At 39.2% G+C, this 20,337-nt stretch carries 18 protein-coding genes; 2 read left to right on the top strand and 16 right to left on the bottom strand.

Features of this window, described 5'->3' with window-relative positions; translation table 11 throughout:
* Positions 1 to 8: 8 nt before the first annotated feature.
* Both RBQ60_RS12655 and RBQ60_RS12660 read right to left on the bottom strand, forming a co-directional pair.
* Positions 9 to 371, bottom strand: coding sequence for a DUF134 domain-containing protein (locus RBQ60_RS12655; protein WP_307884043.1), 363 nt, complete (start codon positions 369 to 371; stop codon positions 9 to 11).
* Between the two features lie 120 nt (positions 372 to 491).
* Positions 492 to 1,850, bottom strand: a complete 1,359-nt coding sequence (locus RBQ60_RS12660) for an APC family permease (protein ID WP_307884044.1) — start codon at positions 1,848 to 1,850, stop codon at positions 492 to 494.
* Between the two features lie 247 nt (positions 1,851 to 2,097).
* Here RBQ60_RS12660 and RBQ60_RS12665 point away from each other — a divergent pair, with 247 nt between their 5' ends.
* Together RBQ60_RS12665 and RBQ60_RS12670 are read left to right on the top strand one after the other, a co-directional pair.
* Positions 2,098 to 2,409 (top strand): hypothetical protein, encoded by a 312-nt coding sequence (locus RBQ60_RS12665; protein WP_307884045.1) that lies wholly within the window; start codon positions 2,098 to 2,100, stop codon positions 2,407 to 2,409.
* Between the two features lie 240 nt (positions 2,410 to 2,649).
* Positions 2,650 to 2,862, top strand: a complete 213-nt coding sequence (locus RBQ60_RS12670) for a hypothetical protein (protein WP_307884046.1) — start codon at positions 2,650 to 2,652, stop codon at positions 2,860 to 2,862.
* Positions 2,863 to 2,908: 46 nt separating this feature from the next.
* On the opposite strand, the gene rnr is transcribed toward RBQ60_RS12670, so the two are convergent.
* The 14 genes from rnr to RBQ60_RS12740 all read right to left on the bottom strand — a co-directional run bounded on the left by rnr (position 2,909) and on the right by RBQ60_RS12740 (position 20,326).
* Positions 2,909 to 5,053: a ribonuclease R gene (rnr, locus tag RBQ60_RS12675; protein ID WP_307884047.1), complete on the bottom strand. Its 2,145-nt coding sequence runs from the start codon at positions 5,051 to 5,053 to the stop codon at positions 2,909 to 2,911.
* Between the two features lie 79 nt (positions 5,054 to 5,132).
* A complete protein-coding gene (gene secG, locus RBQ60_RS12680; protein WP_307884048.1) occupies positions 5,133 to 5,375 on the bottom strand; it encodes a preprotein translocase subunit SecG in 243 nt (80 codons plus the stop codon).
* A gap of 554 nt (positions 5,376 to 5,929) precedes the next feature.
* Positions 5,930 to 7,114, bottom strand: a complete 1,185-nt coding sequence (locus RBQ60_RS12685; RefSeq protein WP_307884049.1) for a LysM peptidoglycan-binding domain-containing protein — start codon at positions 7,112 to 7,114, stop codon at positions 5,930 to 5,932.
* Positions 7,115 to 7,525: 411 nt separating this feature from the next.
* The gene (locus RBQ60_RS12690) at positions 7,526 to 8,380 is read right to left on the bottom strand and encodes a hypothetical protein (protein WP_307884050.1); all 855 of its coding nucleotides are present in this window, start codon (positions 8,378 to 8,380) and stop codon (positions 7,526 to 7,528) included.
* Between the two features lie 354 nt (positions 8,381 to 8,734).
* Positions 8,735 to 10,306: a cardiolipin synthase gene (gene cls / locus RBQ60_RS12695; RefSeq protein ID WP_307884051.1), complete on the bottom strand. Its 1,572-nt coding sequence runs from the start codon at positions 10,304 to 10,306 to the stop codon at positions 8,735 to 8,737.
* Complete coding sequence (locus RBQ60_RS12700; RefSeq protein WP_307884052.1) at positions 10,284 to 10,973, bottom strand: GTP pyrophosphokinase; 690 nt, start codon at positions 10,971 to 10,973, stop codon at positions 10,284 to 10,286. Before RBQ60_RS12700 ends, cls begins: the two co-directional genes overlap by 23 nt.
* Before the next feature lie 199 nt (positions 10,974 to 11,172).
* Entirely contained in the window at positions 11,173 to 12,225 is a 1,053-nt protein-coding gene (locus tag RBQ60_RS12705) for an electron transfer flavoprotein subunit alpha/FixB family protein (RefSeq protein ID WP_307884053.1), read from the bottom strand.
* A 70-nt stretch (positions 12,226 to 12,295) separates the two neighbouring features.
* Complete coding sequence (locus tag RBQ60_RS12710; protein WP_307884054.1) at positions 12,296 to 13,087, bottom strand: electron transfer flavoprotein subunit beta/FixA family protein; 792 nt, start codon at positions 13,085 to 13,087, stop codon at positions 12,296 to 12,298.
* Between the two features lie 65 nt (positions 13,088 to 13,152).
* Positions 13,153 to 14,292, bottom strand: coding sequence for an acyl-CoA dehydrogenase family protein (locus tag RBQ60_RS12715; protein ID WP_307884055.1), 1,140 nt, complete (start codon positions 14,290 to 14,292; stop codon positions 13,153 to 13,155).
* A gap of 795 nt (positions 14,293 to 15,087) precedes the next feature.
* Positions 15,088 to 16,281, bottom strand: a complete 1,194-nt coding sequence (gene tuf, locus RBQ60_RS12720) for an elongation factor Tu (RefSeq protein ID WP_307884056.1) — start codon at positions 16,279 to 16,281, stop codon at positions 15,088 to 15,090.
* 184 nt (positions 16,282 to 16,465) lie between these two features.
* Positions 16,466 to 18,547: an elongation factor G gene (gene fusA / locus RBQ60_RS12725; protein ID WP_307884057.1), complete on the bottom strand. Its 2,082-nt coding sequence runs from the start codon at positions 18,545 to 18,547 to the stop codon at positions 16,466 to 16,468.
* A gap of 117 nt (positions 18,548 to 18,664) precedes the next feature.
* Entirely contained in the window at positions 18,665 to 19,135 is a 471-nt protein-coding gene (gene rpsG, locus RBQ60_RS12730; RefSeq protein WP_307884058.1) for a 30S ribosomal protein S7, read from the bottom strand.
* A 148-nt stretch (positions 19,136 to 19,283) separates the two neighbouring features.
* Positions 19,284 to 19,706, bottom strand: coding sequence for a 30S ribosomal protein S12 (gene rpsL, locus RBQ60_RS12735; protein WP_307884059.1), 423 nt, complete (start codon positions 19,704 to 19,706; stop codon positions 19,284 to 19,286).
* A gap of 170 nt (positions 19,707 to 19,876) precedes the next feature.
* Positions 19,877 to 20,326 (bottom strand): hypothetical protein, encoded by a 450-nt coding sequence (locus RBQ60_RS12740; protein WP_307884060.1) that lies wholly within the window; start codon positions 20,324 to 20,326, stop codon positions 19,877 to 19,879.
* Positions 20,327 to 20,337: the final 11 nt, after the last annotated feature.

Genomic DNA, 20,337 nt, shown 5'->3' on the forward strand with positions numbered 1-20,337 from the left:
TACATCTCCTAACGTTTATTTACTTTTTTATTTTTCTTGCAGCAAAACCTTTCACATTTTTTTCCACAAGGGTTAGCGCCTTCACAAAGAGCAAAGTCCCCTCCCTCGATATAAAGTACCTTACCATGTACTAATGCATCTGCCAATTTCTTTCTTGCATCATAATAAATACCCTGAACCGTTGTTCTGGCTATATGCATTTGCTCTGCACATTCTTCTTGTGTATATCCAACTAAATCGATGAGGCGTATTGTTTCGTATTCATCTACAGCCATTATGACACGATTTTCATCGTCAATCCCGTTCATTGGTGCAAATCCGATATTCTCTGGTAATGAGCAAACTTTTCTGCATTTTCGCGGTCTTGCCACAAAAACTCCCCCTTTGTTTTCGACATATGTTGTTTATTAATAGTATACAGCTTATGAATCATATGTCAACTATTTCTTCGTAACAAAAAGGCGGAGAAGTCTCCGCCTTAGACGTTGATTTTATTCTGTTTTTTCATGTCCGTAATTTTTCAATACGAACCCAATGCACATAATTACTGCAAACAGTATTAAGTAATAAATGATTGATTGCCCTAAGGAAACAACTGCTGCAACTACCATAAATCCGCTGGCCATAATCCCTAAAACAGGGGCAATATAGCGATTGAATACCCCTAAATCTTTCCCTTTGATCAACTGCATTAAAAAAATAGGGACATACATAGCATAAATTGTAATAATCGGCAATTCTGAACTGTCAAAGCAAAATGGCCCAAACCAAGGTTCTGTTAAGTTCGCTCCATAAAAATATGTAAGCCAAATTGCAGCCATCAAAACACCCATAGCCGATGAGTTGGTAGGCATATTGGTTACCTTATCTAACCCATTAAACACATGAGGTGCAGGCCCTTCGTTTCTTGCTGCCATGGCATAAAAACCACGAGTACATGCCAACATTAAGCCATTTAAAGTACCTAGGCAAGAAATAACAACAAACACAAATAGTAATGCACCACCAGCCTGGGTAAATACCGTGGAGAAGGCAATTTTCGCCCCCGCTTCGCCACCTTCCATCATAACACTGTTTTCAACGGCACCCGCCAAACCAACATAGTAAAGCATATAAACCAATACAACAAATATTGTACCGATTACCAATGCCAAAGGTAAGTTACGCTTTGCCTCTTTTAGCTCTGCATTAATACTTGTTGCACAAATCCAACCTTCATAAGCAAAACAAGTGCCTACAACAGCGGTAAACAGCGGGTTACCCTGAACATCTGCAATTACCGTTCCGTTAAAATTCTCCACAAGGATTCCATTTTTCAAACCAAAAATTGTACCAACTATTGCCATTAAGCCTAAAGGAATTAACTTGATCACCGTTGTTGATACTTGTAACTTCCCTGCTAGTCTAGGAGAAAGTGCATTTAGTACATAGCTGCCTACTAAGAATAAACATGATATTGTCATGGCCTGAGGACCAACGATATCCCAGCCCATCAAAACACAGAAATATCTGGCAGAAACCCATGCCACTACGGAAGTCATTGCAGGAAAATAAATGGTTGCCATAAACCATGCAAAGAAATAACCATATTTGGGGCCTACCATGGTTTCCGCATAGTCAACAATACCACTTACTTTTTCATATCTTGTTGCCAAAACCGCAAAATTATATGCACAGGCAACCATAACCATACCACCTAAAAACCACGCTAAAATACCTTGGGGAAGATTCCCCCCTGTTGCCACTAAAACTTTCTCTGCCTTAAAGAATACACCACTGCCGATAACAATACCGACTACCATGGCAATTGCAGTCAAAAGGCCATACCTTTTTTCTAAACCCTGATCCATACTACCGCTCCCCTTATTCCTTTTGTACATAGCCGCATCAATACAGCTATGCTTTACTTTATAAAAGTACCATATTTTTTTTAATAATACAATGCGTTATACGAAAAAATTAATGTATTTTTATTAATACAATTTTAAAAATTGGTAAATACACTTCCCCCTTTTTAATTTCATTCCACTCTGTTTCTTGCGTTAAAATCTATGAGATGATACACTTTATCTACATCAAATCCATAAGGAGGAAATTATGTTAGTATACACTATTCTCTTATCTTGTATTGCTGTATTTTTTTACAAGGAAGGTAAGTCCATGAAACAAATGAATTCTCGGTTCCTACTGGATTTTAATAAAGACCCTTCCGTGGCAGAGCTTGCTGCAAATCAGCTTTTTTTGATCGCTTTTTGCTCCGCTATCAGTGCCGGTTTTATGTTTCTTGCCTTCATCTATAGGCAAATAGCAACTACATCGAATGCAAAAGTGTTAATCGCTTTATCTTTTTTAATTTATGGTGCCGGTTTTATGATGGGAATGTACCGCTGCTACAAATTGAAGAAATAATTGCAAAATGGAAAGAAAACCGAAACCTTCCATTAAGTATTTAGACGAAAGTCTTTATACTAAACAGTAGCAAAAAAATGGTGATTCATTGGTTTTATTGTTCATTTAAGCCTTCATGCAACAGCAAATTTCCATTGCAAAACAATCAAAATTCCTTTATCATAATGATATTGGGTTTGGTAAAGTACCTTAACATAAACTATATAATTACAAAGGTAACAATAAAATGGAGGCTTATTTATGAAAAAACGAGTGTCCCTGGGCTGTAATCTGGTTCTCTTCATATGTATATTAGGTGTTATTTTTGGCATCTATTGCATTGTTACGACTCCGATTTCATTTCCTTATTTGTCCGTTGCTTTTACTTGGATTATGATTTGGTGTATCGTTGCAAAGTACACATTAAAAAAGAAAAAATCAATGATTCATGAAACACAAACCAACGAAACTTAGTTTAATGTACTGAAAAAGGCAAAAGCTTAAAGCTTTTGCCTTTTCTTTATTCTGCGTTATCTTCAAATAAAAAGTCAATGGTGCCCATTTCTTTGGAAACTTTCGCAACAACAACTGTTACCTTGTCCCCTAAACGATATATTTTGCCTGTCTTCCTGCCAAAAACCAGCATACGCCTTTCGTCAAACTCATAATAATCATCGTCAAGCATAGCCAAAGAAACCATACCTTCAATGGTATTGGGCAATTCTACATAAATACCCCAGTTGGTTACACCTGAAATAATACCCTCAAAAAGCTGGCCAATTTTATCTTCCATATACTCAACTTTTTTCAACTGATCTGTATCTCTTTCCGCTTCTTCCGCAATACGTTCTCGCTTAGAGCAGTGCTTTGCCATCTCTGGCATCTTTTTGTGATACTCTCTGGACTCCATTTCACCCATTTTTCCATGAATGACTTTTTTCAACATCCTGTGAATTTCCAAGTCTGGGTAACGGCGAATAGGAGAGGTAAAGTGGCAATAATATTTTGCTGCCAAACCAAAATGTCCCAAGTTGTCTGCACCATAGCGGGCCTGCATCATACTGCGTAAAATTACTCTCGTAATAATTCTCTCCTGATCCGACCCTTCAGCGTCGTGTAAAACTCTTTGTATTTCCCTTGGATGAATTTCACCATCTTTTTTCCGCAGGTGATACCCAAATCCACGAATGAACTGCTCCATACGCTGTAGCTTTTCTTCATCTGGCTCTAAGTGGGTACGATACATAAAGGGAATCTCCTGCCAAAATGCATTCTCCGCAACGGTTTCATTACAAACCAACATGAATTCCTCAATCAAGTTCGTTGCAATGCTTCTTTCATAAGGACGAATTTCAATGGGTTTGCCCTGCTCATTTAAAATGATTTTAGACTCAGGCAAGTCGAAGTTTACGGATCCTCTTTTTCTTCTCTTTTCACCTAAGATTTGTCTTAGTTCATTCATTTCTGTAAGCATAGGCACAATTTCTTCATATTCCTCTAAAAGAGTCGGTGTCTGATCCTCTATAATTTCACGAACTGCCGTATATGTCATTCGATAGTTTGAGTGAATGACAGATTCGCAAATTTTATGGTCAACTACATTTCCATGCTGATCAATCTCCATAATGCAACTCATTGCCAGTCGGTCTGTCTGGGGATTCAATGAGCAAATACCGTTACTCAGCTTATGGGGTAACATGGGAATAACCCGATCTACCAAGTAAACGCTGGTACCCCTAGCATACGCCTCTTGATCCATAGCCGTATGTTCACGCACATAATTGGTAACATCAGCTATATGCACCCCCAGCAAATAATTTCCCTTTTCCGTTCGTGATAAAGAAACTGCATCATCTAAGTCTTTTGCATCTTCCCCATCAATGGTGATGGTTAAAATTTCTCTAAAATCTTCTCTTCCTTCTTTATGCTCATCCAAAACTTCTGTTTCCAGATTTTCGATTTCCCTATAAACTTCATCGGGAAATTCTATGGCTAAGTCAAAACGGCGAATGACAGATAAAATATCAACACCTGGGTCATTTACATGCCCCAGAATCTCAACAATCTTTCCTTCTGGATTACGTCGTTCCTCTCCATAATTAATAATTTCCACAACAACCTTGTGGCCAGTTACAGCCCCTTTGCCATTCTCCTTAGAAATAAAAATATCCTTGGCAAACTTCTTGTCGTCGGCAATAACAAAGCCAAATCCTTTGCTTTGCTCATAAAGGCCAACAACACGGGCAATTCCTCTCTCTAAAACTTTGATGATTACACCGTCGGCTTTTTTATCTCTATCTCCGCCACGAAGTACTTTGTAAAGTACCCTGTCTTTTTGCATGGCACCACCGGTTTCGTTAGCGGGAATAAAAATATCATCCCCACCTTCATCGGGCGTAACAAATCCGAACCCTTTGGCATGTCCCATAAAAATACCAGTAGACATATTTAAGCTTTTTGGTGCCATCAGCTTTCCTTTTTTTGTTTCAATCACTTTTCCTTCGTCAATCAATTCCTCCACCAGTCCATCAAACAATGCTCGGTCGGAATCCGGCACAGCTATCATCTGACGAATCTCTTTACGCTTCATAGGAATATAGTCTTCACTTTCGATATAGCCAATCAATCTTTTTTTCCGTTCTTCTAATGTACTATTTTGTTCCATAGACACCTCCGCTTTTATCAATATCTTCCATTCTACCCTCTTACAAAAAAAGAGATGCATTTTCTGCATCTCTCATCTATTAGCCAACCAAATTAATTGCCAGAGCAATAATCATAAAAAGGGCGCCACCAATTTTTGTGTATTTTTCCAACGCACCTTCAACAGAGTTACCTTTGTTCTTGCTCCAGTAAGTATCTCCACCACTGCTGGCGCTAATTGCACCTAAGCCTGCAGAACGCTTAGACTGCATTAATATAATTCCACATAACACGACTGCCACTACCGCTAAAATACCTGTCAAAACCAAACCGATTGTTGTCATTTGAAACCCTCCTATATATCTTGCTCATAAATCTGAGTCTTATCCATACTTAAACAGCATAAGTATTGTAACATATTATTTCTTATATCGCAAGATTTTTTTATAAATATACCGTCCTCAATCATACCTTCAACTATCATGATCTCCCGCACTAATATCAACTTTCTCTGCTCAAGTTATTTTATTATACCTTATCATAATTCTACACCAAAAGTTATGTAAACAAAATATACATAAATCTTTGGACTGACCCCAAAACCCGTGGCCATTTAATGTAGAGACTTTGGGCTGTTCTGAATTACCAATAATTTATCCCAAATGCACTTCTGTACAGTTTGCCCTCATATATTTAAAACAAGGCCTAGGTATCCAAGAAATTTCTGCGTAATTATTTGAAATTTGAACACCAGCCAACAGAATATATTTCCATAAAAATGCACCCCAAATGTTGGATAATATCCTTCACTTGGAGGTGCATGTTTTTTTGGGAAGTACTTATAGAAATAAAAGTTCAGAATTTTCTTATATTCTTGTATTATCTCATTTTTCGAAACTTATGGAATAAGTAAAGATTGACCTGCATAAATCATATCCGCATTCTCCAAGCTATTGGCATGCATGATTTTTGTAATACCACTGTTATCTCCATAGTATTTACTACTTATAAATCCTAAGCTATCACCTGCCTCCACGGTGTACCATGTCTCAACTGCATCTTCTTCAGGTTTTATCCCATCCTCCTTTTCTACCTGCACTGGTGTCTGTACCCCTGTCTCTGCCGCAAAGGCCGCCTGCACCCTTACTCCCTCTATGCTCTCTTCCAGCTTTTCATAGGAACTTTGTACCATCAAGATTTCGCCTTCTAAACTACGCAAACGGGTCATATTACTCATTAACGCAAAACCCATGCATATACAAACAACACAAAGAACACAGCTTACCCCTGCCAGCATGGTGTATCGTCCTTTTTGTGCTTCTTCTGCCTCCTCTGCACGTCTTTTTAGAACTCTGCGTATTTCTTTTGCTGCATCCATTCTCTCCTCTGGCTTCGGTCTCCGTCTTTTTCCCTCCCTTGTAACCATTTTTTGCTCTTCCTGAGGCTCCTCAATTGCCAAATCCTGTCCATCCTCTTTTGGACGAACCATGCTGTTGTCTAGCATATATTCTTGCATTTCCTGATTCTTATCATAATAAACAAAATATCCCCTAGCCTGTCTTAATCCTTTGCGGTCTTCATTGTAAATATAAAAGGTATCCATTTTGTCTAAACTATCAATGACAAATAAAAGCTGCCATTTTTCTTTGAAAAATTCTTGATGAAATAGCTCGTCTTTCGCCATCAAAAATGAGCCGAATCCAGGCTGTAGGTGGGCCCATCCCACTAAAGTCATGCCTTTGAAGTATGTCTCCATTTGGCTGCCAATGTATTCCCATGTTTCTTCACTAAAGCTTTCAACACCATTCTTCTGTATGGCGCCCCTCCCTTGAATGGCACCACAAATAATAATGGAATCCTCACCATTAATCTCTATATGCCGTCCTACCAAAGCCGCCACTTTTTCTTTCCCACCATTACTTTTACCATATTGATATAAATATGTATAAACATAATCCTCAATGTAGATGCGCATTTGACTTTCCAACGCACCCATCTGCTTTGTTTTTTCAGGCAAAGTTGATGACTCTTCATCTATGCCATAGCCATACAAATTCATATCACCGTTAAAATATTGCCGCATCCTATGTCCTCCCTTGTATTGAATATACACTGGCATGTTTCTTTGGCATTTTCCCAAAGACTATCTGCTTGTCCAAAATATACCATGCCTGCCCTGCACTTTCTGTCAAACGCTGTCGTGGCATTCCTTTTTTCTTCCGCAAAAATACCATAATATCCCTATAATTCGCAAAAAATAGCCCCAAGGAAGGGGGTTTTTTTACATGTCGACGTAACGCTCTATGTCCAACTCATTGCAGAAGGCTTGTTAAGTCAAACATCCACATGTCTTAGCCAAACAACAAGAACCCCCTGCAAAAAGCAAGGAGTTCCCGTTAAAGAAAATACCTTCTAACCTGAAACCATATTCCTCAATACAAAGTGTGTCGTTTTTAACACCTTTGAGTAAGTCTTACAGTCCGAAAACCATTAATTAAACGGTACCTGTTATTACCAAAGTGCTAACACCAGGGTTGATGATCCAATTTCCAAAGACAGCATCCTGCGTATAGGTTGCAGGTGGCACTGTAATTTCCCCAGCAACAGTGGTAAATTCGCCTGTAGCGCTGTTGTACGAGTAGTTAGTCGGATCACTCCAGCTAACACTATTAAACGTTACAGCGATGGGATCCAAAATAGGATCGAAAGTATCTGTTAAAATAACATTATCAGTCGCCACTGCAGCTGTATTTCCAGAGTTTTGAATTGTAAACGTATAGGTCAATTGTCCATTTTCAGTTACTGTTGATGGAGAAACTGCCTTGCTAATTGTCAGGACAGCTTTATCCTCTGTACTGATTGTTTCTGTAACAGCAAGCGGACTTGACAACCCCCCACCTGTGATTTCTGCTTCATTTACAATTGTATCTCCAACTCCTAATGGAGCAAATGAGTTGGCATTAACTTCATACATAATCATTGCGTTTCCATTGGCAGGTACATCAATACCACTGATAACTAAGGGTGGGCCAGCTGTAACGGTGGGAGCCGTTTGAAGTACACCATTGATATAGTACCTTACTGAACCTGTTGCATAGGTTAAAGGAACTAAATTTCCCAAACCAAAGGCATAGGAGCCAAGATTGTCCGTAATGGTCAAACCTGTAAAGGCTGTTGCCCCAGAGTTGATAATACTTATTACATAAGTTATGTCATCATTTGCAGTGTAATCATCCATAACGGCTGTTTTCGTTGCAGATAAAACTTCTAATAACTCACCACTAATAATATTTGAGTTTGTTACGTTACCGTTGTAGGAAAGTGTAGCTTGGTTATAAAACGTTGCCATATATATTACCTCCTATTTAAAATTATAATTGTTTAGTAACAACCTAATACTATAATATGGGGACTTGCCTTCTGTTGACACAAAATAAACTCTAAAATACCTAAGTTCTCAATATTTACTCTTAATCTTGCACAAATTGCTAAGCCGCTAAAGCTGCAAAAATAATATGTCGTCATTTCCCGCTTTGAGTAGAGTAAACACTTTTATCTTCAAGATAGAGCCTAGTTTGATATTTAAATTATGTAACGCCTTTCCTCAAATAGGTTTTTTGGGATACTTAATTAAAAAAACAGATGCTTTTCACACATCTGTTTCTTCCCTACGCACTAGTTATTTGATTAATTAACATTAAATTCACATCAAAGGCGCCACAACTTTTAGTAGCTTGCCTAAAATACGAATATATATTTTTTCCTTCTCACAGTCTTCCAAAGTGATTTGCCGGCATTTTTCAAGGGTCTCTTGATAGTCCCTTTCAATCACCTGAATTTCAGGTACACCATATAGGAAGGCCGCACACTCAAAGTGTAAGTATAAGCTGCGATAATCTAGGTTAATGGTGCCTACAACAGCCTTGATATCATCGCTAACAAAAACCTTAGCATGGACAAAACCAGGGGTATACTCATAAATTTTAACCCCAGCACGTATCAAATCTTTATAATGGCTTTTTGCCAATGCAAAAGGCAAAATTTTATCTGGAATATGAGGCAGCATGAGCTTCACGTCAACCCCCCTTTTCCCTGCATAAGTTAAAGCTGTTACCATTTCATGATCAAGAATTAAATAAGGTGACATAATATGAACATAGTGTTCTGCACGGTTCAAAATGTCCATATACACCATCTCACCAATTAACTCCTCGTCAAAGGGGCTATCCCCATAGGGCATAACAAAGCCCTGAGCTTCAACTTTCTCTTTCTCAACACAAAGATATTTTGAGTAGTCTTCGGCTTTTTCATTTACATTCCACATCTGTAAAAACATCTGAGTTAAACCTTCAACAGCATCACCTTTTAATAATACGGCGGTGTCCTTCCAATGGCCAAATCTTTCTTCGTGGTTAATATATTCATCGCCAATATTAATCCCGCCAGTAAAACCAACTTTCCCGTCAATTACCAGTATTTTACGGTGATCTCTATTATTATAATGTGTTGATAAGATTGGTTTTAATGGGGCAAACATTTTGCACCTAATTCCAATCTTCTTCAACATTTCAGGGTAATCATAGGGTAGTAAACTTACGGCACATGTACCATCATACATTAGTCGTACCTCAACACCCTCCCCCACTTTGCGTTGTAAAATTTCAAGTATTCTCTCCCACATAATTCCCCTTGCTAGAATAAAGTACTCCATGAAAATAAAATGCTTTGCCTTTTCAAGCTCTTCAATCATTGCCTCAAGCTTTGCCTCTCCCAGAGGAAGATACGTTACCTGTGTATTTTGGTAGATAGAAAAATTTCCATGCTTTCTCACATAGTCTGCCATTCGGGCAGTACCTATGTCTGCCTGCTTTAAGGAATTCACAACCTCATTGTCTTGTTTCACATATTTCTGCGTTTGCCTATATAACTTCTCCAGCCTTTTTTCTAAGATTCTTTGTCCAGGATGAGTTTCTACATATAGATATAATAACCCGCCCACCACTGGTGTCAGCAGTGTTAATATTGTCCATGAAAGCTGCACTGAAGGGTTATTTCCCTTATTGATTATGTATAAAACAATAAAAAAAGCAAAAACAGCATTACCACCAAAAAATGCGGGAACATACTGCTGGAAGTATTTTATAATATTAAATAGCAAAAATGCCTGAAGAACAATTAAAGCCAGTATAACCGCAGTTCGCCCAAAAATAATTCTTAAAATACCACTACGGCTTTTCTGTACTAATTGCATCTTAGCTATTTCTTCCCGTGTCATCTCCCCGCACCTCTATTCGATCCCGTATATCTTGCATCCGTAAATCCATATTACTAATAATTTCTGCACAATCTTTTAATTCTTCAAAAATGGCCTGTGCATCGGTAACATCCTTTTTGTACTTCAACTTATGCTCAAGGCTAGCCCAAAAATCCATAGCAATGGTGCGAAACTGCACTTCCACTTTCATAGGCTTTTTTTGCTCTGCTAAAAAAACTGGCACTTCTAAAAGAAGATGCAGGCTTCTATATCCATTATCTTTTGGATTTTTAATATAATCCTTTGCCTCTATCAGTGTTATATCATCCTGCTGAACCAACAAAGCAGCAATGGCATAAATATCATCAACAAAGGAACAAATGATACGTATACCAGCAATGTCAAACAAGTTATCTTCCATGCTCTCAACAGTGATAGGAAAACCTTTACGCTTTAGCTTTTCTACGATGCTTAAAGGTTTTTTTATTCTAGACTTGATGGACTCAAAAGGGTTTCTGTTGTATTTCAACGCAAACTCTTCATTCAAAACGTTCAGCTTCGTTTCAACTTCCATCAAAGCGCAGCGATACTCCATCATTAATTCCAAAAAAGGTCTTGCTTCTTTCAAAATTATTTCTGGTTGAACAGACTCCAATCTATCTTCATATTCTAACTCTAATATACTCATTTCTGCTTTTCCTCTCTTGTAAAATATTTTCAAGTATAGCATATTTCGTGGAAAATGTCTATTTCTTGACATATTCGTACTCCCTTACGTGGGCTATCGCCCTCGCTATAACTTCCTGCCTCTCTACTGAACATTTTAAACAAAAAAAGAGTTTCCCTTGGGAACCCAAAGGAAACTCTGATTAAACAAATTTTTAAAATTAGTTGCTAGCTTTTGCTTCTTTGTATTTTCTGATAGCATCAGCCAATCTAGGCAGGATCACTTTCACGTCACCTACGATACCCAAATCGGATACTTCGAAGATAGGTGCTGTGTCGTTTTTGTTGATGGAGATAACTACTTCAGAGTTTTCCATACCTGCAACGTGCTGAATCGCACCAGAGATACCGCAAGCCATGTACAATTCAGGACGTACTGTCTTACCTGTCTGACCTACCTGGCGATCTTTTTCAATCCAGCCAGCGTCAACACATGCTCTGGAAGAACCAATTTCAGCGCCCAATGCATCTGCTACGTCTCTGATCATGTCGAAGCCCTGAGGACCACCAATACCACGACCACCGGATACGATCATTTTAGCTTCTGTCAAGTCTGCATGTTTCTTGTCAGCCTTAACAACTTCAAGGATCTCAACGTTCATATCTGCATCTGTGAAGTCAACGTTAAATTTGATCAATTCGCCTGTTCTTGATTTGTCTTTTTCAATTCTTCTCATAACGCCAGGACGTACTGTCGCCATCTGAGGTTTTGTTCTAGGGCACATCAATGTTGCCATGATGTTACCACCGAATGCAGGACGAGTCATAAGAAGTGCTCTTGTAGGATCTTCGCAACCCATAGCTGCTTCCTTCGCGAATTCTTCTTCTGTCTTTGCCATTCTCAAACCTGTTGTATCTGCAACCAAACCTGTCTTAACACGGCTAGCTACACGAGGAGCCACGTCACGACCGATGGAAGATGCACCAAAGAGCATAATTTCAGGATCATATTCCTTCACAATAGCTGTGATAGCCTTTGTGTAAGGTTCTGTTACATAGTTTTTCAAGTAAGGGCTGTCAACAAGGATAACCTTGTCAGCACCATAGTGATAAAGTTTATCAACTTCGCCTTCGATTTCATGACCTAACAGGACAGCTACTACGTCGTCCTTCAGATCTTCTTTCAGTCTGGTGGATTCGCCGATCAGTTCAAGACCTACGTTCTGAACTTTACCGCTTCTCTGTTCGATTACTACAAAAATACCTTTACTCATTGTAGGGTTTCCTCCTTATATTCCAAATTTAGTATATAGTTCTTTCTGCTCGATTAAAGTTGTCACCAAATTAGATGATGAACTTAGCTTCCAACTTGTCGATAATAGCCTGAACTGCCTCTTCTGCAGACACATCTTTCAGGATTGTACCAGCGCCCTTAACTTCCTTAGTGAAGGACTGATATACGTTTGTAGGGGAACCCTTTAAGCCGATCATGTCAAGTTCAAGATCATCTTTCAAATCTTCAAAACCTAATGTTTTGATTTCTTTTTCGTAAGCTTCAACGATACCTCTTACGGACATGTATCTAGGATCAGCCAATTCAGCGATAGCTGTCAACAGGCAAGGTGTTTTGATTTTGATGATGTGGTAACCATCTTCGTACTGTCTCTGAACAACCACGTACTCTTCAGTAGCTTCTTTTACTTCTTCAACATAAGAAACCTGAGGAACCTGCAATTTTTCAGCAATCTGAGGACCAACCTGAGCTGTGTCACCATCGATAGCCTGACGACCTGTGATGATTACGTCATAGCCAATTTTCTTCAAAGCTGCAGCCAAGATACCGGATGTAGCATATGTATCGGAACCACCGAATTCTCTAGCGGAAACTAAGTAAGCTTCATCGCAACCCATAGCCAAAGCTTCTCTCAAAGCAACTTCTGCCTGAGGAGGTCCCATGGATACAACTGTTACTGTGCCACCTAATTCTTCTTTTAACTGAAGAGCAGCTTCAATACCTGTTTTGTCGTCATGGTTAATGATAGAAGGTACGCCGTCACGAATCAGGGTGCCTGTCTTAGGATCAATTTTAACTTCAACTGTGTCTGGTACTTGTTTAATACATACAACGATTTTCATTATAGTTGTTCTCCTTCCAAATTATAGTAGTATTTCGCTTCGTGTCTAGATTCAGAAGCTACTTATCAAACTTTCATAGCACCGGAGATAATCATCTTCATTGCTTCAGATGTACCTTCGTAGATTTCTGTAATCTTAGCGTCACGCATAGCTCTTTCTACAGGATATTCGCGGCAGTAACCGTAACCACCAAGCAACTGAACGCATACTCTTGTTACTTCGTTAGCTACTTCAGAGCCAAACAGTTTACACATAGCTGCCAAAGGAGCGTAGTTTTCATGATTGTCTTTTGCTGTTGCTGCTCTCCAAACCATCAATCTAGCAGCATCAACTTTTGTCTGGCATTCAGCAAGTTTGAACTGTGTGTTCTGGAACTTGTTGATTGTTTTACCAAACTGTTTTCTTTCTTTAACATATTTCATAGCTTCGTCGATAGCGCCCTGAGCGATACCTACGGACTGAGCACCGATACCGATACGTCCGCCACCTAAAGCTGTCATAGCAATTTTGTAACCAACACCTTCTTTACCTAACATTCTGCTTGCAGGTACTCTTACGTTTTCGTAAGCAACTTCACAGTTGGAAGCAGCTCTGATACCCATACGTTCGATGTTTTCACCTACAGTAATACCAGGCATTTCCTTGTCCAAGATAAATGCGGACATACCTTTAGGTCCTTTGGACTTATCTGTCAAAGCGAATACAATGAATGTGTCTGCAAAACCAGAGTTTGTTGTAAAGATTTTTGTACCGTTGATGATATAGTCATCGCCGTCTTTAACTGCTGTTGTCTGAACACCAGAAGCATCTGTACCAGCGTTAGGCTCTGTCAAACCAAAGCAACCAACTTTAGTACCGTCAACCAATGGTCTCAAGAATTCTTGTTTCTGTTCTTCTGTACCAAATTCATTGATACAAGGGCAGCAAAGGGATGTATGTACGGAAAGAGTTATACCTGTGGAACCATCAATTTTAGATACTTCTTCCATAGCCAATGTGTATGTAAGAACGTCTGCGCCCTGTCCGCCGTATTCTCTGGAATAAGGAATACCGAACATACCAGCCTTCTGTAACTTAGCAACAAGGCCCATGTCATATTCTTCAGCTTCGTCCATATCCTTAGCTATGGGTTTGATTTCTGTTTCAGCAAATTTTCTAAACAACTCTTGCTGAAGCAACTGAGTTTTTGTTAATTTGAAATCCATTTAATATTCCTCCTATTTTTAAAAAATTTTAAAACAATCGGTGCGGGCCACCGACCATTTTATTAATACCTACTACTTCCTTTAACGCTGCCACTAAAACGTTCACCCTTAATTTCAAAATTGCTTGCACAATAAGAAAAGTCTAGTTGTACGTCCATCATGAATATACCATTTTTGTTTAAAAATTGTCAACTCATTTGTTGACGAATATTACATAAAAAACGGTTGCGTTTTATGGTAATACCGCCGTATTTTTCGGCCGCATTGTCAAAAAAAACCTACAAAAAAGCTTTATCGGATCTTGTATTTTTATAAGTACATATAACTCATTTAACACCAAATATTCACTGTTTTGCCAACTTTGTATTGTAATATGAATGGAATTTTTTAAACAATGCTAATATTTAGTATGCAAGATATATACTTTAAAAAAGTACACATTACCCCCAATGGGTACGTGCAACTCCAGCTTTCTTGTCTTCCTATACTTTACACTATTGTCTTTTCTATGTCAATATATTTCGCATAGAAACAAAATTTTCTCAGCTCTCCTTGTCTTACAACATATAGTCAATTCTGCTAAAAATTTGGCCAGCCATATTTAAACCACGTAATCATGCTGTTAATCCTTCATCTTGCTTTCCCGGCATATTTTAAATCCCTATTTTTTCCATGCTAAAAACTTATCATTTTCATTTTTCTTTCACAATGAACTAAAATATTTTTTTCTTTTTCCATGACTTTTTCTTCTCACTATAAAAAAAGAAGCACCCTTTTAGGGTACTTCTTCAATTCTTATTCTACCACTTCTGTTACGGAACCAGCGCCTACTGTTCTACCACCTTCACGGATAGCAAAACGAAGACCCTGAGCCATAGCAACAGGTGTGATCAAATCGATAGACATTTCAACGTTGTCGCCAGGCATACACATTTCTGTACCATCAGGTAAGGAGATAACGCCTGTAACGTCTGTTGTTCTGAAGTAGAACTGAGGTCTGTAGTTGTTGAAGAAAGGTGTATGACGGCCACCTTCTTCTTTGCTCAATACGTAAACCTGAGCCTTGAATTTTGAATGAGGTTTGATGGAACCGGGTTTCGCCAATACCTGACCTCTTTCGATATCAGTTCTCTGAACACCACGAAGAAGAACACCGATGTTATCACCAGCTTCAGCCTGATCCAAAAGTTTACGGAACATTTCAACGCCAGTAACAACAACTTTTCTGATTTCATCGGACAAACCAACGATTTCAACTTCGTCCTGTACTTTAACGATACCAGCCTCAACTCTACCAGTTGCTACTGTACCACGACCTGTAATGGAGAATACGTCTTCGACAGGCATCAAGAAAGGCTTGTCTGTATCACGTTCAGGTTCGGGAATATAAGCTTCGATTTCGTTGAAAAGATCAACAATCTTGTCACCCCAAGAACCAGCAGGATCCTGAAGAGCCTGGAATGCGGAACCTCTGATAATAGGTGTATCATCACCAGGGAAGTCATATTCAGAAAGAAGGTCTCTGATTTCCATTTCAACCAAGTCAAGAAGTTCTTCGTCTTCAACCATGTCGCATTTGTTCATGAATACAACAACGTAAGGAACGCCTACCTGACGAGAAAGCAAGATGTGCTCTCTTGTCTGAGCCATAGGACCGTCAGTTGCAGCAACAACCAAGATAGCACCGTCCATCTGAGCAGCACCAGTGATCATGTTCTTTACATAGTCAGCATGTCCTGGGCAGTCAACGTGAGCGTAGTGTCTAACAGGTGTTTCATATTCAACGTGAGATGTGGAGATTGTGATACCACGTTCTCTTTCTTCGGGAGCCTTATCAATGTTGTCAAAATCTACAGCTGCACCAAACTTGTATCTATCATGCAGAGTCTTTGTGATAGCTGCTGTAAGAGTAGTTTTACCATGGTCAACGTGACCGATAGTACCAATATTCATATGAGGTTTGGTTCTTTCAAATTTTTGCTTTGCCATTTTAAATTATCCTCCTTTAGGTTTGTTGGAAATCTATTGTATTTAGTACATTTAGGAGAATGTACCTATCGATTTCAATTATATTAGACTTCATGTCTTTTTGCAATACCAAATATCCATTCCATGGGTATTTTGGCATATTTTCCGAACCATATAAATGTCTTTATTTAGCTCAAAATGGTTCTTACTTCTTACCTTCCAAAACCTTATCCTGAACGGATTTCGGGCAGGGTTCATAGTGGTCTACTTCCATTACGTAAGTACCACGACCCTGTGTTTTGGAACGAAGATCTGTAGCGTAACCAAACATTTCTGCCAAAGGCACAAAGGAGTGAACAACCTGTACACCACTTCTCGCTTCCATACCTTCAATACGGCCACGACGAGAGTTGATGTCACCAATAACGTCACCCATGTATTCCTCAGGAACAGATACTGTAACCTTCATGATAGGCTCCAGAAGTACCGCATCACCTTTTCTCATCGCTTCCTTGAAAGCCATGGAACCAGCAATCTGGTAAGCTGTTTCGGAGGAGTCAACATCATGGTAAGAACCATCGTAAACTTCTGCCTTTACACCAAGTACTGGATATCCACCCAAAATACCTGTTTGCATTGCCTGCTGAATACCTTTATCAATAGCTGGGATATATTCTTTAGGAATAGAACCACCAACAGTGCTATTTACGAATTCATAGTTGCTTTCTGCATCTGTACCGATAGGGAAGAAACGAACCTTACAGTGACCATACTGACCACGACCACCGGACTGACGTACGAATTTACCTTCAACGTCAACAGCTTTGCGGAATGTTTCTTTGTAAGATACCTGAGGCGCACCAACGTTAGCTTCTACTTTGAATTCTCTAAGCAGACGGTCAACGATGATTTCCAAATGCAACTCACCCATACCAGCAATAATTGTCTGTCCTGTATCAGCGTTTGAGTATGTCTTGAATGTAGGATCTTCTTCAGCCAATTTAGCCAATGCCATACCCATTTTATCTCTACCTGCTTTTGTTTTAGGTTCAATCGCAACTTCGATAACGGGTTCAGGGAATACCATGGATTCCAAGATAACTTCATTCGCTTCATCACAAATCGTATCACCAGTTGTTGTCAGCTTGAAACCAACAGCTGCCGCAATGTCACCGGAATAAACTCTATCAATTTCTTCTCTATGATTTGCATGCATCTGAAGGATACGACCAACACGTTCTTTTTTGCCCTTTGTAGAGTTGTAAACATAAGTGCCGGCATCCATTGTACCAGAGTACACACGGAAGAAGGCCAATTTACCTACGAAGGGGTCATTCATAATCTTAAATGCTAAAGCAGAGAAAGGTTCTTCATCAGAAGAATGTCTTTCAACTTCTTCGCCTGTGTCAGGGTCAACACCCTTAATTGCAGGGATGTCAAGTGGAGCAGGCATATATTCGATTACAGCATCCAGTAATCTCTGAACACCTTTGTTTCTGTATGCAGTACCACAGAAAACAGGAATCAAATCACAGTTGATACAAGCCTTACGCATTGCAGTTTTAAGCTGTTCTACAGAGGGTTCTTCACCTTCCAAGTACATCATCATCAGCTCTTCGTCTGTTTCTGCAACTGTTTCAACTAAAGTTTGTCTATATTCTGCAGCTTTTTCTTTCATATCTTCAGGAATTTCAGTCTCGCTAACATCTTTTCCTAAATCGTCAGCATAGATGTAAGCCTTCATAAGCATGAGGTCGATTACACCTACGAAATCGCTTTCAGCACCAATAGGCAACTGCATAGCTACTGGATTACAACCCAGTCTTTTTCTCATCATATCGAGAACGTTGTAGAAATCAGCACCCATGATATCCATTTTGTTAATGAATGCCATTCTAGGAACGTTATAGTTATCCGCCTGACGCCATACAGTTTCAGACTGAGGTTCAACACCGCCCTTTGCACAGAATACGCAAATAGCGCCGTCCAATACACGCAAAGAACGTTCTACTTCTACTGTAAAGTCAACGTGTCCGGGTGTATCGATGATATTAACTCTATTATCATTCCAATGACAGGTCGTAGCCGCAGAAGTAATGGTGATACCTCTTTCCTGCTCCTGTTCCATCCAGTCCATTGTGGCTGTACCCTCATGAGTATTACCAATTTTGTAGTTACGGCCTGTGTAAAACAAGATACGTTCTGTCAGAGTAGTCTTACCTGCGTCGATATGAGCCATAATACCGATATTTCTGGTTTGCTCCAGCGGAAATGCTCTTTTTGCCACGCTTTACTCCTCCTTTGTGTTATCCTTCATTAAACCAAACGAAAGGTCAGGCACATCTTTCGAAAAATGTGCCTAGGAAACAGTCTTTCCAAAACCCTTCGTGTCCATACTTTTTTATTACCACTTGAAATGGGAGAAAGCCTTGTTTGCTTCTGCCATTTTGTGTGTTTCGTCTTTCTTCTTGCAAGCACCACCAGCATTGCTTAATGCATCAGTGATTTCGCCTGCCAAACGATCAACCATGGTCTTTTCGCCACGTTTTCTGGAATAGATTGTTAACCAACGAAGACCCAATGTCTGGCGTCTTTCAGGTCTAATTTCCATAGGAACCTGGTAAGTTGCACCACCAACACGGCGTGCTTTAACTTCCAATACAGGCATAATGTTAGCCAAAGCTTCTTCAAAAGCCTCCAAAGCTTCTTTACCTGTCTTTTCTGCTACTTTGTCGAATGCACCATAAACGATTTTTTCAGCTACACCCTTCTTACCATCAAGCATAATGCTGTTGATCAGCTTTGTTACAAGCTTGCTATTGTAGATAGGATCTGCTAAAACCTCTCTTTTCGCAACATGTCCTTTTCTTGGCACGATTCTTCCCTCCTTAATGAATAATGATATTCTCGGTACTTCACGAGCCTAATACTCGTGTTTTCATGCCTTACCATTCAACGTATATCTCGTCTAAGCAATCGCAGATTGTATTGATCTGTATAAGGCATTTCCTATTGTTTTTTGATTACTTCTTTGCTGGTTTAGGGCGTTTTGCGCCGTATTTGGATCTAGCCTGCATTCTCTTTGCAACGCCTGCTGTATCCAAAGTACCTCTAACGATATGGTAACGCACACCTGGAAGGTCTTTTACTCTACCACCTCTGATCAGAACAACGCTATGTTCCTGAAGGTTGTGGCCTTCACCAGGGATATAAGCGGAAACTTCAATACCGTTGGAAAGACGAACTCTGGCAATCTTTCTGAGTGCGGAGTTTGGCTTTTTAGGTGTGGAAGTCTTCACTGCTGTACATACACCACGTTTCTGAGGAGAAGAAACATCTGTCGCTTTCTTCTGCAGAGAGTTCAAGCCTTTCTGCAAAGCGGGTGCTCCTGATTTTTTCTCCATCGTCTGTCTACCTTTTCTTACTAACTGATTAAACGTAGGCATTAATTGCACCTCCTTATAAAAATTAATACTTTCTGCTCTTGCAATAATTTTGCCTTTTTGAGTGTGTAATTAGAGCGTGCTTAGAAAAGCCCATAATTACAGACACTAGGAAATTTTATCACTCGATTCCCGAAAAGTCAAGGTTTTTTGCGAAATACCAAATTATTTTTCTAAAGTTTTGCCCATTTTTTACAATTTTTAAACTTATGCTGGTTTTCCTTCTTTTTTGCAAGTAAAAAATGCCTTGAGGGATATTTACTCAGGCATTTGCAAGCTATTTTTTTACTACATTCATTTTCGCTGTTTATCTCTGTATTATCCTTATTATTGTCTCTCTTAAATTCAATCATCCAAGGCGTGGTTTTAAAAATATGATGACCCAATCGGATGGATAGTTGCATCCCTGCTAATGTCATCATACCCACCATATAAACAATCACTTTCTTTGCTACAGGAAGCATCTCAGCAGAAATATCTAACAGCATAAACTGCCTTGCCGCCAAAATACCTGCTATAATAATTAGAACAGATAAAGAGATTTGAGTCCATTCAAACTCCTTCATTCTTCTTTTATAAAGCGCTTTTTTTTCCACAGACATTTCATGCTCTTCTTCTCTCATAATCAGCCTTC

This window comes from Anaerotignum sp. MB30-C6 (assembly GCF_030908465.1).
Classification (GTDB): domain Bacteria; phylum Bacillota; class Clostridia; order Lachnospirales; family Anaerotignaceae; genus Chakrabartyella.